Source organism: Streptomyces sp. NBC_00647, from assembly GCF_045207245.1.
Taxonomy (GTDB): Bacteria; Actinomycetota; Actinomycetes; order Streptomycetales; family Streptomycetaceae; genus Streptomyces.
In genome coordinates this window covers 6263422-6277700 of sequence record NZ_CP109040.1, presented here as the reverse complement: position 1 = coordinate 6277700, position 14279 = coordinate 6263422, and the positions used below count along the sequence as shown (strand labels likewise).

Genomic DNA, 14279 nt, shown 5'->3' with positions numbered 1-14279 from the left:
GTACTCATCACGCACCACCCCCGATCAGGTCAGCGGCCCTCTCGCCGACCATGAGCACCCCGATCATGGGGTTCACGGCGGGCATGGTCGGGAAGACGGAGGCGTCGGCGATCCGGATGCCGTCGAGGCCGCGGACGCGCAGTTCGGGGTCCACCACAGCGAGTTCGTCCGAGAGCCCGCCCATCCGGCAGGTGCCCGCCGGGTGGTACACGGTGTGCGCGACCTGCCGTGCGTACGCGCTGAGTTCCTCGTCGTCCGTGATGCCGGGGCCGGGGCACACCTCGCGCTTGAGCCAGCCGGCGAGCGGCTCGGCCTGGGCTATCTCGCGGGCGATCTTGATGCCGTCGACGAGGGTACGGCCGTCGTAGTCGTCCTCGTCCGTGAAGTACCGGAAGTCGAGGGCGGGTTTGACGGCCGGGTCGGAGCTGGTCAGGTAGAGCCGGCCGCGGCTGCGGGGCTTGGGGATGTTGGGCGTCATCGAGACGCCGTGCGCGGGGCGTTCGTAGCCGAGGCGCTCCGGGTTGTCCGTGAAGGGGATCTGGTAGAAGTGGAACATCAGGTCGGGGCCCTGGTGTTCGGGGTCGCGGCGTACGAACAGACCCGCGTCGGAGTCCATCGCGGAGTTCTCCGGGATCGGCCCGTTCGTCTCCCAGACGATCACCGACTCGGGGTGGTCGAGCAGGTTCTCGCCGACGCCCGGCAGATCGTGCACGACGGGGATGTCCAGCTCCTCCAGGTCACCGGCGGGTCCGATGCCGGAGTGCAGCAGAAGGCGCGGCGAGTCGACGGCGCCCGCGCAGAGCAGGACCTCGTTCTTCGCGCTCACGAGGACCTCGTCGCCGTCCTTCGTGCGGACGTGCACACCCGTGACCCGGGTCCCGTCGAGTTCCAGCTTGTACGCCCAGGTCTCCAGCAGGAGCGTCAGGTTGGGGCGCTCGTCCATCACCGGGTGCAGGTACGCCACCGAGGCGCTCGACCGCTTGTTGTTCTCCGGGTGGTACGCGAGGTCGAAGAAGCCGACGCCCTCGGTGAACGGCTGCCGGTTGAAGCCCTCGACGCGCGGCACGTCGAGCGCGGACCGCGCGGCGTCCACGAAGTCGCGGGCGATGGCGTTCCGGTCCTTCTCGTCGACCGGGACGATGTTGTTGAGGAGCCGTGCGTAGTACGCCTCCATCGGCACCGCGCCCCAGCCCTTGGCACCGGCCGCCTCCCACTCGTCCCAGTCGGACGGCAGCGGCTTGAACGCGATCAGCGTGTTGTGCGACGAGCAGCCGCCGAGCACCCGGGCGCGGCTGTGCCGGATGTGCGAGTTGCCGCGCGGCTGCTCGGTGGTCGGGTAGTCGTAGTCGAGTTCCCCGCCGAGCAGGCCCATCCAGCGGCGCAGGGTGAGGACGTCGTCGCGGCCGACGTCGCTGGGCCCGCCCTCGATGACGGCGACCGTGACGTCGGGGTTCTCGGTGAGGCGGGACGCGATCACGGAGCCCGCCGTGCCGCCGCCGATGACGACGTAGTCGTACGTGTTCTCGTGCTGGGACATGAAGTGGTACTCCAAGGTGCCTTGTGCGGTGAGGGGTTGGAGGAAGGGCGATGCAGGGACGGGGGACGGAGAGGAGTGCGGTGTACGGCCCGCGCCGGGCGGCGGCTCGGGTCGTCACCCCGTGCGGGGCGGCCGACCGGCTTCCGGCGTAAGGCCGTTGACCCGCGGGCCGACCGGCGGGACCGGCCGGCCGGTCTCAGCCGGCGAACCAGCGCACGGGCTTCGGCGCGAGGTTCTGGTAGACGTGCTTGGTCTCGCGGTACTCGGCGAGTCCGGCCGGGCCGAGTTCGCGTCCGACGCCGCTCCTGCCGAAGCCGCCCCACTCCGCCTGTGGGAGGTAGGGGTGGAAGTCGTTGATCCAGACGGTGCCGTGGCGCAGCCGGCCGGCGACGCGGCGGGCGCGGCCGGCGTCGGCGGTCCAGACGGCGCCCGCGAGGCCGTACTCGGTGTCGTTGGCGAGGGCGACGGCCTCGTCCTCGGTGGAGAAGGTCTCCACGGTCAGGACGGGTCCGAAGACCTCCTCGCGGACGACACGCATGCCGCGGTGGCACTGGTCGAGGACGGTCGGCTCGTAGAAGTAGCCGGTGGCGGGCCGGGTGGCGGACGGCTCGGGCCGCTTGCCGCCGGCACGCAGCACGGCGCCCTCGGCCAGCGCGGAGGCGACATACGCCTCGGTCTTGTCGCGCTGCTGTTCGGAGACGAGCGGGCCGCACTCGACGCCGTCCTCGGTGCCGCGGCCGAGCCTGATCGCGCTTGCCCTGCGGGCGAGTTCGGCGACGAAGCGCTCGCGCACGGACTCCTCGACGATGAGCCGTGAACCGGCCGAGCACACCTGGCCGCTGTGGATGAAGGCGGCGTTGAGGGCCTGGTCGACGGCGGTGTCGAAGCCTTCCTCGGTGGCGCAGGCGTCAGCGAAGACGACGTTGGGGTTCTTGCCGCCGAGTTCGAGCGCGACCTTCTTGACCGTGTCGGCGGCGGCGCGCGCCACCTTCGTACCGCTGGTGAGTCCGCCGGTGAAGGACACGAGGTCGACGTCGGGGTGTTCGGCGAGGCGGGCGCCGACGGTGTGGCCGGGGCCCGTGACGAGGCCCGCGACACCGGCGGGCAGCCCGGCCTCGGCCAGCAGACCGAGCAGCGCGACGGTGGTCAGCGGGGTGATCTCGCTCGGCTTGACCACGAAGGTGTTGCCGGCGGCGAGGGCCGGAGCGATCTTCCAACTGGCCTGCAGGAGCGGATAGTTCCAGGGCGTGATCAGCGCGCACACGCCGACGGGTTCGTGCACGACGACGCTGTGGACGTCGGAGGACCCGGCGTCCACCACGCGCCCGCCGCCCTCCCCCACCACGAGGTCGGCGAAGTAGCGGAAGGCGTCGGCGACGCAGTCGATGTCGACGCGCCCCTCTTCCAGGGTCTTGCCCGCGTCCCGGCTCTCCAGCAGGCCGAGTTCCTCGCGGTCGCGGACGAGGAGGTCGGCGACGCGGCGCAGCAGGGCGGCGCGGTCGGCGACGGGGGTGTGCGGCCAGGGGCCCTCGTCGAAGGCGCGGCGGGCGGCCGCGACGGCGAGGTCCGTGTCCTTCTCGTCACCCTCCGCGACCACGGCGAACGGCTCGGCATCGGCGGGGTCGAGGATCTCGCGCGTCGCGCCGGAGAGCGCCGCGCGCCACTCGCCGCCCACGTGGATGGTCTGTTCTGCCTGGTGTCCAGCCATGATCGGTGTTGCCTTCCGTTCCTGTTCGATGTCCCTGTGTCACGCGTGTGTCACTCCCGGGAGCCGTGAGCACCTGCCCCCCGACCCCGGTTGCATGCACAATCCGTCACCAAAAGTGCGCCGGGTCACTGACAAATCACCCGCAACACGACCAGACCGGTCGATGGACACCGATGGACAGTCGTGTTTCCTTTGACTAAAGTCAAAGGAATATGAAGCCAGTGTCAGCGGACCAGGTGACGGCGCTGCGGCGGTTCAACCGCTACTTCACCCGGCGCATCGGCGTTCTCGACGACCACTACCTCGGCCAGGACCGCCCCCTGGGCGAGGCCCGGCTGCTGTTCGAGATCGGTGGCGCGGGAGCCTCCCTGCGGGAACTCCGGGCCCGACTCGGCCTGGACGCCGGGTACTTGAGCCGGATGGTGCGGGCCCTGGAGAGGCAGGACCTCGTCCGGGTGAGCGTTCATCCCGGCGACAGCAGACTGCGCGTCGCGGAGCTCACGGCCGCCGGCCAGGTGGAGGTCAAGGAGCAGAACCGACGGGCCAACGGGCTGGCCGAGGGCCTGCTCGGCGGCCTCGCCGCTCCCCAGCGCGCGGAACTGACCGCGGCCCTCGACACGGCCCACCGTCTGCTCCGGCTCGCCGCCATCAGCGTCGAGACCGTCGACGGCGCCTCCCCCGACGCCCGCGCCTGTCTCGCCGCGTACGCGGCCGACATCGACGAACGCTTCCCCGAGGGCTTCGACCCGGGCACCCTCGTCCGGCCCGCCGACGTGTCGGGCGACGCGGGCGCCTTCCTCGTCGCCTACGAGGAGGGCCGCCCCGTGGGCTGCGGCGCGCTGCGTCGGCTCGCCCCCCGGGCGGGCGAGATCCGTCATGTCTGGGTGCACCCCGGGGCCCGCCGGCTCGGCCTCGGACGCCGCATCCTCGACGGCCTCGAACAACGGGCCGCCGAGCGGGACTTCACCGTCGTACGGCTGGACACGCACGCCGTGCTCACCGAGGCCCGGGCGATGTACCGGGCGTGCGGATACATGGAGATCCCGCGGTACGACGACAACGTCTACGCGGCGCACTGGTTCGAGAAGCGGCTGCCCCGCGCCGGGGCGAGGAAGCCGCCCGGACGCTAGGGGCTCGTGCAGTCGAACCCGGTCGGGCAGAAGGAGTTCACGGCCGTCGTGAGCTGCTCGGTCAGGTCCGTGCCCGTCGGACCGCTCGCGATGACGGCGTACGGCGTGCCGTCGGCGGCCTGGAAGCGGTGGTCGACGGTCTGGGTGGCTCCGTACTGCCTGCTGTCGTAGCGGTAGCTGAACTCCGTCCAGTCGGCGCCGGTCCGCCGGTCGAGGTACTGGTACCCCTTGAACCCCTCCGCGATCTCCTGCGCCTGGGCGGAGGACTCCGTCACGGAGATCTCCTTGACCTCGAACACCATGAGCCGACGGTCGCCGCCGGGGGCCGTGTAGGTGACGACGGGTGCCAGCTTGCCCTGCGTCTCGTCACGCGCCCAGCCGTCCGGCACGTCCACGGTGTAGCCGAGCGGATCCGTCGCCCGGCTGTACCCGGGCGACGGCTCGGGGGCGGTGGTCTCGGCCGGGTCGGCGTAGGCGCCCTCGCTGCCGGAGGTGTTCAGGGTGTCCGGAGTCCCCCCGGGCTGCGACGCGGTGACGGTCACCGCGGGACCGGTCGGGCCGGCGTCCGGGTGCCCCGCCGGGTCGTCCCTGGTCAGCGCCCACAGCCCGCCGCCGACACCCCCCGCCAGAACGGCCACGGCCACGATCACCAGAAGCAGCCGCCGCGAGTCACCGGCCCGCTGCGGCCCGCCGCCGCCGGGCATCGCGCCGCCCCCGGGCCACGGCTGGGACTGCGGGGCCGACTGCGGGTGCGACCAGGACTGGGACTGCTGCTGCGGCCATGGATGCTGGGGCGGCTGCTGCGGCGTCGGCTGCGGCGGGAGGGGAGCCGCGAGCGGATAGTGATCGGGCCGCGGCGAACCCGCCTGCGTGGCAGCCGCCCACCACTGCTGCTCCCCGTCCGGCGGCGCCCCGCCGGCACCGTCACCGTCCTGGACTCCGCCGCCCTCGGGCCGCCCCGTACCGTCGTCCACCCATTGCCGACGGTCCGCGTCCCATCTCTGCGCCATCCCGTCACCCCCCGCTCCCCGTCGGCCGCACCCGGCGGCACCGATCTCGACGCTCTCGCCGCCGAACCTCTGCCGCGCCCTTGCCCCCCGGCGGACCGTACGTAACGACGATAGTGAGGATTCCGCCCGCCGCACCCCTCTTTATGAGGACAAAGCACACACGTTCGATACGTACTTTCCGTACGCCTCACCCACCCCGCCGGACCCGGAACACGGCGATGCCCGGGTGGTGATCACCACCCGGGCATCGCGCGTACCGCGACGGACCCGACTCAGCCGAGCCGAACCTGTCGGATCAGATCAGGCCGAGACCGCGAACCGCCTCGCGCTCCTCCTCGAGCTCCTTCACGGAGGCGTCGATGCGGGTGCGCGAGAACTCGTTGATGTCCAGGCCCTGGACGATCTCGTACCGGCCGTCCTTCGTGGTGACGGGGAAGGAGGAGATGAGACCCTCCGGCACGCCGTACGAACCGTCGGACGGGATACCCATGGAGGTCCAGTCGCCGTCCGCCGTGCCGTTGACCCACGTGTACACGTGGTCGATGGCGGCGTTGGCGGCCGAGGCGGCCGAGGACGCGCCACGGGCCTCGATGATCGCGGCACCGCGCTTGGCGACGGTCGGGATGAAGTCCTCGGCCAGCCACTTCTCGTCGTTGACGACCTCGGCGGCGTTCTTGCCGGCGACCGACGCGTGGAAGATGTCGGGGTACTGGGTGGCCGAGTGGTTGCCCCAGATGGTCAGACGCTTGATGTCGGCGACCGTGGTGCCCGTCTTCTTCGCGAGCTGGGTCAGCGCGCGGTTGTGGTCCAGACGGGTCATCGCGGTGAAGCGCTCGGCGGGTACGTCCGGCGCGGCGGCCTGGGCGATCAGCGCGTTGGTGTTCGCCGGGTTGCCGACGACCAGGATCTTGACGTCGTCCGCGGCGTTGTCGTTGATGGCCTTGCCCTGCGGCTTGAAGATGCCGCCGTTGGCCGACAGGAGGTCGCCGCGCTCCATGCCCTTGGTACGGGGGCGGGCGCCGACGAGCAGGCCGACGTTGGTGCCGTCGAAGGCGACGTTCGGGTCGTCCGTGATGTCGATGCCCTGGAGGAGCGGGAAGGCGCAGTCGTCGAGCTCCATGGCGGTGCCCTCGGCGGCCTTCAGCGCCGGCGTGATCTCCAGGAGGCGCAGCTTGACCGGCACGTCCGCGCCGAGCAACTGGCCGGAGGCGATGCGGAAGAGCAGGGCGTAACCGATCTGGCCGGCAGCGCCGGTGACGGTGACGTTCACGGGAGTGCGGGTCATGGCGTTCTCCGTATGACAGCTGGCGGTGGGGCGTCCCTGCCCCGGGTGCAGGATCGTCCCCTGCAACCACCGCAATGATCGATCAAAGGTTCCGATGATCGATCTCTCGGCGTCAAGAGAGATCCGCCGTCAGGCTATCGCGCATCCGGGACCCCGGACGTCCGGGTCCGTGTGGCCCACCCCACAGATCCCCCAAGTAGGCGGCCGCCGGGCCCGGGAGAGGGTGAGCTCGACGACCGCCAAAGGGGGTACCAGGGCCACGGGAAGGGATCTCCCCCCTCCCCGAGCACACCGGATCCCGTGGGGGTAGGGCTCGCCTGCCCCCTCCTCGCGAACTCAATCCCCCCGACCCGAGGATTTTTCCGCCCGGGCCAACAACCTTCTCTCGCCCCCTCCGCCCCTACCCGACCCACCTTGGGGCCCCGCCCCAGCCCCCGCTCCTCAAACGCCGGAGGGGCCGAATCATCACCACGTACGACCCGCACCCGTCCACGCACGGGAGGGGCCGTGCCGGTACATCCCTGATGTCCGTCGCTTACGCCCGGATCGAGCAGCGGCTCCGTCCAGAACTCACGTCTGATCCAACGGCGACGGACCGGGATGTACCGGCACGGCCCCGACCCACCCACCGGACCCACACCGGAAACCACAGAGGCACCCGCACCCGGAACGCCGGTTCCGGAACCAGAACCGGAACCGGAACCGGCGTTGCGCTACTTCGTGCAGCCCTTCTGACCGGACTTCAGCGTCGCGCAAGCCGTCGCGTCCCCCGCGTCCTTCACCGCGACCATCGGCGTGTACGCGTCCGCGTCCGCGTCCACCAGACCCGTCTGCTTCGCCGCCGCCCCCGACGACACCTCGACCCGGTCACCCGCGGCCGCCTGCGTGACACGGGCCCAGGCAGCCCCGCAGGTCTTGCTGTACCGCACCTCCACCAGCGCCGTCCCCACCGTCACGCTGTTGGTGGTCTTGGCGAGTTCACCGCCGCAGCCCATGTTCTCGGGGTCCTTACCGGTGCACGAGGCCCCGCTGCACTTCACCCCGGGCGGCAGATCGGGCTGAACACTGGCGGACGCGGCGGGCGTCTTCGGCGTGCCGCCCGCGTCCTTCTCGTCCCCGCCCTGCGTGAGGTAGACGGCGGCCGCGACCACGACCAGCGCACCCACGACCCCGGCGAGGAACATCGTCAGCCGCCGCCTGCGCCGCGCACTGTCCGCCCCCGAACCGGCACCGGCACCGACGGGCCGCGCGTCCTGCGGCGGCGGCCCCCCGGCCGCACGAGCCGGCCCCACCGGCGCCACCGGACCGAACTGCCCGCCTCGGTCGGCCGGCGACCCGACAGCCCCCCAGCTGACGCCGGCACGCCCTGCCCCACCGGCCGAGGAGCCGGAGGCCCCACCGGAACCGGACGACGACGCCCCGGACGACCCTCCGGACGAAGAAACCCCGGACGACGAGCCGCCGTACGACGGCTCACCCCCGTCCCGCCCGGACGGCTGCACCGGCACCGAAGGCACCGCCGGGGGAACCGTCGGCGCCTTCGGTGCCGCGACACCGGGCGCGGCGGTCGCGCTGCCGCTCCTGCGGGCCGACTGCTGCGGCCCGCCGCTCCCCTTCGCCGAAGACGGCCCGAACTCACCCAGCGCGGCGCGCGCCTGGGATATCCGTATCGCCTCCATCGTCATGTCGTGGCGCATCTCCGAACGGCTCCAGGCACGCTCGGCCAGCTCCCACATGGTCGTCAGATGCACGGGACTGGTCCCGGTCACCTCGGCCAGCGCGACGATCGCGCCCTTGGGCGCGAGCAGCCGGCCGTTCAGGTACCGCTCCCAGGATGTCTTGCTGTAGCCCGTGCGGTCGGCCACCGCGGCGATGCTCAGCCCGCTCCGGTCGACGAGCCGTCGCAGCTGACTGGCGAACTCCCTGACCTGCGGATCGAGTTCATCCGGCAAGGCCTTCCAACGAGGCATTCTTTCCCCCCTCTTCCCCCCGTACGTGCACAACTGTCTTCCCCGCGCATGGCTCCCCGAGCTCTCGGCAACGCGCGGAGACGGGGGCATCCCCCGTCTCCGCCGAGTCCCCGTTCTGGCTACCCACAGGGATGCGCTCGGTCCGGATCTCAGTTCCCGGGATGGGGGCGCACGGGAGCATTCGAGCCGGGGCATGCACCGTTGCACGCCCGCCGGGTCACGGTCCAGTGTTCCACCGGCATCGTGTACGACCGGTCGAACCCCCGCTCTTCGCACGGGACGTCCCGTACCGTCCCGATTGGCCACGTTAGCCCGACTGTCGTGACAGATCGGTGTACATCCCTGAACTTGTCAAGACATCGACACAACGAGAACACAGATGCACCCCCAGGCGCCCCAGAAACGGTCAGCGCCCTCGCACGAGACCCGCGGGCCGGAACGGGGGCCCGACGGCCGGAACGGCCGCTCCGGGGACCAGAGTCGGGCGGTTCCTGCCGGACGGCGCGCAGACCGTACCGGAATGGTCACTTCCGTGCCACAGCGGTCCGCCGGCTGTTGAACCGGCCCGTTCCCGTGCACAAGGGTTGACCCCGGGCGGAACACTCGCCCGATCGCGGCCCGTCCTTGACTCGGGGGAGAGGACGGGCCGCCGTCACGCCAGGACCCGGGACGGAGCCTGCGCGCCGACCGCCGGGACGGGACGCAGGCGGCGGGCGGCGGCACACGAAGAGACCGGCACACCGAGAGACAGAACGGCCCGCCCCCTCCCGAAGGAGAGGACGGGCCGCCGGTACGCCCGGACAGGCGGGCGCGGACGCGCGAGCCGGTCCGCGGTCAGCGCACCGTGAAGTGCAACGTGTCGTCGAGGAACGGGATCTCGAGCCACGGTCGGGGCTGGGCCATCATCGCGAGCAGGACGATGGCCGCGCCCAGGACGCCGTACGTGAGCATGTCCGTGAAGCGGGAGCGGACCGCGAGCATCCCCACGCTGGGCAGCATCCAGCGCATCACGGCGCCCGCGAGCAGCGCGGCGCCGATCAGGATCGTGCCGACCCGGAACACGTCGAGCGCGGTGAGCAGCAGGCCGAGCGCGACGGCCGACAGCACGGTGAGGATGGGCCACTGGCGCGCGGGCGCCGGGGCGTCCCCGGACGCCGCCCGGCCGCCGCCCTCGGGCCGTGCCGTGTCCCGGGTGAACAGCGGGAAGCGCCGCGTGGTGCGCCGTGGCTTCCCCTCGGCGTCGGGCGCGCTGATGGCGTCCCGCACGGTCTCCTCGGCCGGTTCCTCGGTCCCGGCCGGTTCCTCGGCCCCGTCCCGCTTGCCGGCCACGGCTTCGGCTTCCGCTTCGACTGCCACTTCGGCTTCGGCTTCCGCTTCGGAGACGGAGACGGCCCCGGACGACGACTCGACGTCGGTCCCGGCCTCGGCCTGGGTCCGCGCGGCCGCCTCGCCGCGCGCCCCGGTGACGGCATCACGCACAGCGCCCTCCGCATCCCGTACGGCCGAATCGGTACCGGCGGTCCGCGCGCCGCGCGCCGCGCCGTCCCCGGTCTGATGGGTGGTGCCGTCAGCCGACACTGCGCTCAGCCGCTTCCACCACGTTGACGAGCAGCTGGGCGCGGGTCATCGGGCCGACACCGCCCGGGTTCGGGGAGATCCAGGCGGCGACCTCGGCGACGTCCGGGTGGACGTCTCCGACGATCTTGCCCTCGGCGCTGCGCGAGACACCGACGTCGAGGACGGCGGCACCCGGCTTCACGTCCTCCGCCCGGACGAGATGCGCGGACCCCGCGGCGGCGACGATGATGTCGGCGCGCTTGAGGTGCGCGGAGAGGTCACGGGTACCGGTGTGGCACTGGGTCACCGTGGCGTTCTCGCTGCGCCGCGTCAGCAGCAGCGGCATCGGGCGTCCGATGGTCACACCGCGGCCGACGACCACGACCTCGGCGCCCTTGATCTCCACGCCGTAGCGGCGCAGGAGGGTGAGGACACCGTTCGGGGTGCAGGGCAGCGGGGCGGGCTCGTTGAGGACGAGACGCCCGAGGTTCATCGGGTGCAGGCCGTCCGCGTCCTTGTCCGGGTCCATGAGTTCCAGGATGCGGTTCTCGTCGATGCCCTTGGGGAGCGGCAGCTGGACGATGTAGCCGGTGCAGGCGGGGTCCTCGTTCAGCTCGCGGACCACCGCCTCGATCTCTTCCTGCGTGGCGGTCGCGGGCAGTTCGCGCTGGATGGAGGCGATACCCACCTGGGCGCAGTCGCGGTGCTTGCCCGCGACGTACTTCTGGCTTCCGGGGTCGTCCCCCACCAGGACCGTCCCGAGGCCGGGCGTGACGCCCTTCTCCTTCAGGGCCGCCACGCGGACGGTCAGGTCGGACTTGATCGCGGCTGCGGTGGCCTTGCCATCGAGAATCTGGGCGGTCATGGCCCCCATCCTCCCGGATGACCCGGTCCCGGTTCCAATCCGGGGCCGCGACGGCCGCCGAGCGCCCGATTCGCCCGTATCCCGCCATGATCACCGATGTTGCACTTGCACAACACATAGGGAATGCCGCTGGACAAGTAAGAGTCCGCTAAAGAACGATGAGCACACAGTGTGTCGCGGGCAGTGCCGGGGGGACGGACCGCTCTGTAGAAATTCCTCCGAACCGTGCCACGCGTCGTCCCCAGGCAACGGAGGAAAACCCGCCATGAGTTTCGGCGACCCGAACAACCCTTACGGGCAGCCGCCCCAGCAGCCCCCCGCCCCTCCGCAGGCCCCGCCCGGCTACGGCTATCCGCAGGCGCCTCCCGGCGTGCCCCCGCAGGGCTACGGCTACCCGCAGCAGCCGGCGTATCCCGGCTACCCGGGCGGCAACCCGATGTTCCCGCAGACGATGCCGGGTCTGCTGACCACGGCGCGCGTCTTCCTGTTCATCATCTCCGCGGTGCAGATCCTGGCGGCGCTCGGCTGGTTCTACCTCGCCGCCATCGCCAACGACGTCTCGGACGCGGCGGACCGCTACAGCACGTCGTCGTCGGACGACCCGTTCGGCGCGTTCAGTGACGGTGCCGACATCGCGTCGGGCGTCATCGTGGTGATCGCCCTGATCGCGGCGGGCCTGGCGGCCCTGTCGATCACCCTGGGCGTGAAGTTCAGCAAGGGAGGTCAGGGCGTCCGCATCACCACCGTCGTCTACGGTGCGCTGGGCGGGATCGTCGGCCTGATCATGCTCTTCGTGGGCCTGGACTCCGGCATGGCCTCCGCCGTCATCTTCCCGTTGATCTGGGTCGCCTTCGCGGCTGTCATCACGGCGGCTCCGGTGGTGTCGAGCGGCACCGCCTGGTTCGCCCGCCCGCGCTACTGACGGTTCGCACCGAGGGCCGTGTCCCACCCCGCTACCAGGGGGGACACGGCCCTCGCGTTTCCTGCCGGATCAGTGGAAGAAGTGCCGTGTCCCGGTGAAGTACATCGTGACACCGGCCTTCTTCGCGGCCTCCACGACCAGCTCGTCGCGGACCGAGCCGCCGGGCTGGACCACGGCCTTGACGCCCGCGTCGGCGAGGATCTCCAGGCCGTCGGGGAACGGGAAGAACGCGTCCGAGGCGGCGTATGAACCGCGGGCGCGCTCGGCGCCGGCCCGCTCGACCGCGAGCTTCGCGGAGTCGACGCGGTTGACCTGGCCCATGCCGACGCCGACGGAGGCGCCGTCCTTGGCGAGCAGGATCGCGTTGGACTTCACCGCGCGGCAGGCGCGCCAGGCGAAGGCCAGCTCGTCGAGCTCGCCCTCGCTCAGGGCGTCACCGGTCGCCAGCGTCCAGCTCGCCGGGTTGTCGCCGGCGGCCTGGAGCCGGTCGGTGACCTGGAGCAGCGCGCCGCCGTCGACGGGCTTGATCTCGACGGGGGCGGCCGGGGCCTGGTGGGCCCGCAGCACGCGGATGTTCTTCTTCTTCGTGAGGGCCTCGAGGGCGCCGTCCTCGTACTCGGGCGCGACGATGACCTCGGTGAAGATCTCCGCGACCTGCTCGGCCATCTCCTTGGTGACCGGCCGGTTGACCGCGATCACACCGCCGAACGCGGACAGCGGGTCGCAGGCGTGCGCCTTGCGGTGCGCCTCGGCGACGCTCGACGCGACCGCGATCCCGCACGGGTTGGCGTGCTTGATGATCGCGACGCAGGGGTCCTCGTGGTCGTACGCGGCACGGCGCGCGGCATCCGTGTCCGTGTAGTTGTTGTACGACATCTCCTTGCCGTGCAGCTGCTCGGCCTCGGCGAGACCGCCGGTGCCGGAGGTGTAGAGCGCGGCCGGCTGGTGCGGGTTCTCGCCGTAGCGCAGCGTGTGCGCGCGCTCCCAGGTGGCGCCGAGGAAGTCGGGAAACTGCGAGTCGTCGACCGGGGCGTACGAGGAGGCGAACCAGGAGGCGACGGCGACGTCGTACGCGGCCGTGTGCTGGAAGGCCTCGGCGGCGAGCCGCTTGCGGGTGCGCAGGTCGAAGCCGCCGCTCCGGACGGCGTTGAGGACGTCGTCGTAGCGGCCGGGGCTGGTGACGACGGCGACGGAGGGGTGGTTCTTGGCCGCCGCGCGCACCATCGACGGACCGCCGATGTCGATCTGCTCGACGCACTCGTCGGGGGTCGCCCCGGACGCCACCGTCTCCTTGAACGGGTAGAGGTTGACGACGACGAGGTCGAAGGGCTCGACGCCGAGCTCGGCGAGCTGCTGCCGGTGGCTCTCCAGGCGCAGATCGGCGAGGATCCCGGCGTGGACCTTGGGGTGCAGGGTCTTGACGCGGCCGTCCAGGCACTCGGGGAAGCCGGTCAGCTCCTCCACCTTGGTGACGGGCACACCGGCCGCGGCGATCTTCGCGGCGGTGGACCCGGTGGAGACGAGCTCGACACCGGCCGCGTGCAGGCCGCGGGCCAGCTCCTCGAGACCGGTCTTGTCGTACACGCTGACGAGCGCGCGCCGGATGACCCGCTTGGTGCCCTCGGTGCTCTCGGCCGTGACTGTGCTGTCGGCGGTCACTGGATAACTACCTTTCGTCCCTCAATGCGATAGCCGTTGCGGGCGAGCCGCCCCACGACATCGACGAGCAGCCTTCGCTCGACTTCCTTGATGCGCTCGTGCAGAGCGCTCTCGTCGTCCTCGTTGCGGACCTCGACCACGCCCTGGGCGATGATCGGTCCGGTGTCGACGCCGTCGTCGACGAAGTGGACGGTGCAGCCGGTGACCCGGGCTCCGTACGCGAGCGCGTCGCGGACGCCGTGGGCGCCGGGAAAACTGGGGAGCAGCGCGGGATGGGTGTTGACGAACCGTCCGCCGAACCGGGCGAGGAATTCCTTGCCCACGATCTTCATGAACCCGGCGGACACGACGAGATCGGGCTCGTACGCGGCGGTCGCCTCGGCGAGCGCGAGATCCCACTCGTCCCGGCTGCCGTGGTCCTTGACCTTGCACACGAAGGTCGGGAGCCCGGCACGCGCGGCCCGCGCGAGCCCCTCGATGCCGTCCCGGTCGGCGCCGACGGCCACGATCTCGGCACCGTAGGCCGCTGAGCCCGCCTCCGCGATGGCGTCGAGCAGAGCCTGCAGATTCGTACCTGATCCGGAGACCAGCACGACGAGGCGCTTGGCCTTGGCCACGACGGGGCCCTTTCTCGGG

Annotated in this window: 11 protein-coding genes; 2 read left to right on the top strand and 9 right to left on the bottom strand. The window is 71.6% G+C overall.

What is annotated here, in order from left to right; all coding sequences use genetic code 11:
* Positions 1–7 precede the first annotated feature (7 nt).
* Together OG788_RS27665 and OG788_RS27660 are read right to left on the bottom strand one after the other, a co-directional pair.
* Positions 8–1537: a GMC family oxidoreductase gene (locus OG788_RS27665; protein ID WP_406374142.1), complete on the bottom strand. Its 1530-nt coding sequence runs from the start codon at positions 1535–1537 to the stop codon at positions 8–10.
* A gap of 196 nt (positions 1538–1733) precedes the next feature.
* On the bottom strand, positions 1734–3245 hold the full coding sequence (locus tag OG788_RS27660; protein ID WP_406374140.1) for an aldehyde dehydrogenase family protein: 1512 nt from the start codon (positions 3243–3245) through the stop codon (positions 1734–1736).
* A 212-nt stretch (positions 3246–3457) separates the two neighbouring features.
* Here OG788_RS27660 and OG788_RS27655 point away from each other — a divergent pair, with 212 nt between their 5' ends.
* A complete protein-coding gene (locus OG788_RS27655) occupies positions 3458–4375 on the top strand; it encodes a GNAT family N-acetyltransferase (RefSeq protein ID WP_406374138.1) in 918 nt (305 codons plus the stop codon).
* On the opposite strand, the gene OG788_RS27650 is transcribed toward OG788_RS27655, so the two are convergent.
* The 5 genes from OG788_RS27650 to OG788_RS27630 form a co-directional block, all read right to left on the bottom strand.
* A complete protein-coding gene (locus OG788_RS27650; protein ID WP_406374136.1) occupies positions 4372–5385 on the bottom strand; it encodes a hypothetical protein in 1014 nt (337 codons plus the stop codon). The genes OG788_RS27655 and OG788_RS27650 overlap by 4 nt on opposite strands.
* A 295-nt stretch (positions 5386–5680) precedes the next feature.
* Positions 5681–6670 (bottom strand): malate dehydrogenase, encoded by a 990-nt coding sequence (locus tag OG788_RS27645; protein WP_351552980.1) that lies wholly within the window; start codon positions 6668–6670, stop codon positions 5681–5683.
* Between the two features lie 713 nt (positions 6671–7383).
* Positions 7384–8640, bottom strand: a complete 1257-nt coding sequence (locus tag OG788_RS27640) for an XRE family transcriptional regulator (protein ID WP_406374134.1) — start codon at positions 8638–8640, stop codon at positions 7384–7386.
* 834 nt (positions 8641–9474) lie between these two features.
* Positions 9475–10119, bottom strand: coding sequence for a DUF3017 domain-containing protein (locus OG788_RS27635; protein ID WP_406374132.1), 645 nt, complete (start codon positions 10117–10119; stop codon positions 9475–9477).
* A gap of 88 nt (positions 10120–10207) precedes the next feature.
* Positions 10208–11062 (bottom strand): bifunctional methylenetetrahydrofolate dehydrogenase/methenyltetrahydrofolate cyclohydrolase, encoded by an 855-nt coding sequence (locus OG788_RS27630; protein ID WP_168531814.1) that lies wholly within the window; start codon positions 11060–11062, stop codon positions 10208–10210.
* A gap of 265 nt (positions 11063–11327) precedes the next feature.
* On the opposite strand from OG788_RS27630, the gene OG788_RS27625 reads away from it, so the two are divergent.
* Positions 11328–11984 carry a hypothetical protein gene (locus OG788_RS27625; protein ID WP_351552682.1) on the top strand — a complete coding sequence of 219 codons (657 nt, stop codon included), beginning with the start codon at positions 11328–11330 and terminating at the stop codon, positions 11982–11984.
* 69 nt (positions 11985–12053) lie between these two features.
* Here OG788_RS27625 and purH read toward each other — a convergent pair whose 3' ends face one another.
* The gene (gene purH / locus OG788_RS27620; RefSeq protein ID WP_406374130.1) at positions 12054–13643 is read right to left on the bottom strand and encodes a bifunctional phosphoribosylaminoimidazolecarboxamide formyltransferase/IMP cyclohydrolase; all 1590 of its coding nucleotides are present in this window, start codon (positions 13641–13643) and stop codon (positions 12054–12056) included.
* Positions 13640–14260: a phosphoribosylglycinamide formyltransferase gene (purN, locus tag OG788_RS27615; RefSeq protein ID WP_406374128.1), complete on the bottom strand. Its 621-nt coding sequence runs from the start codon at positions 14258–14260 to the stop codon at positions 13640–13642. The genes purH and purN overlap by 4 nt, the downstream gene beginning before the upstream one ends.
* Positions 14261–14279 lie beyond the last annotated feature (19 nt).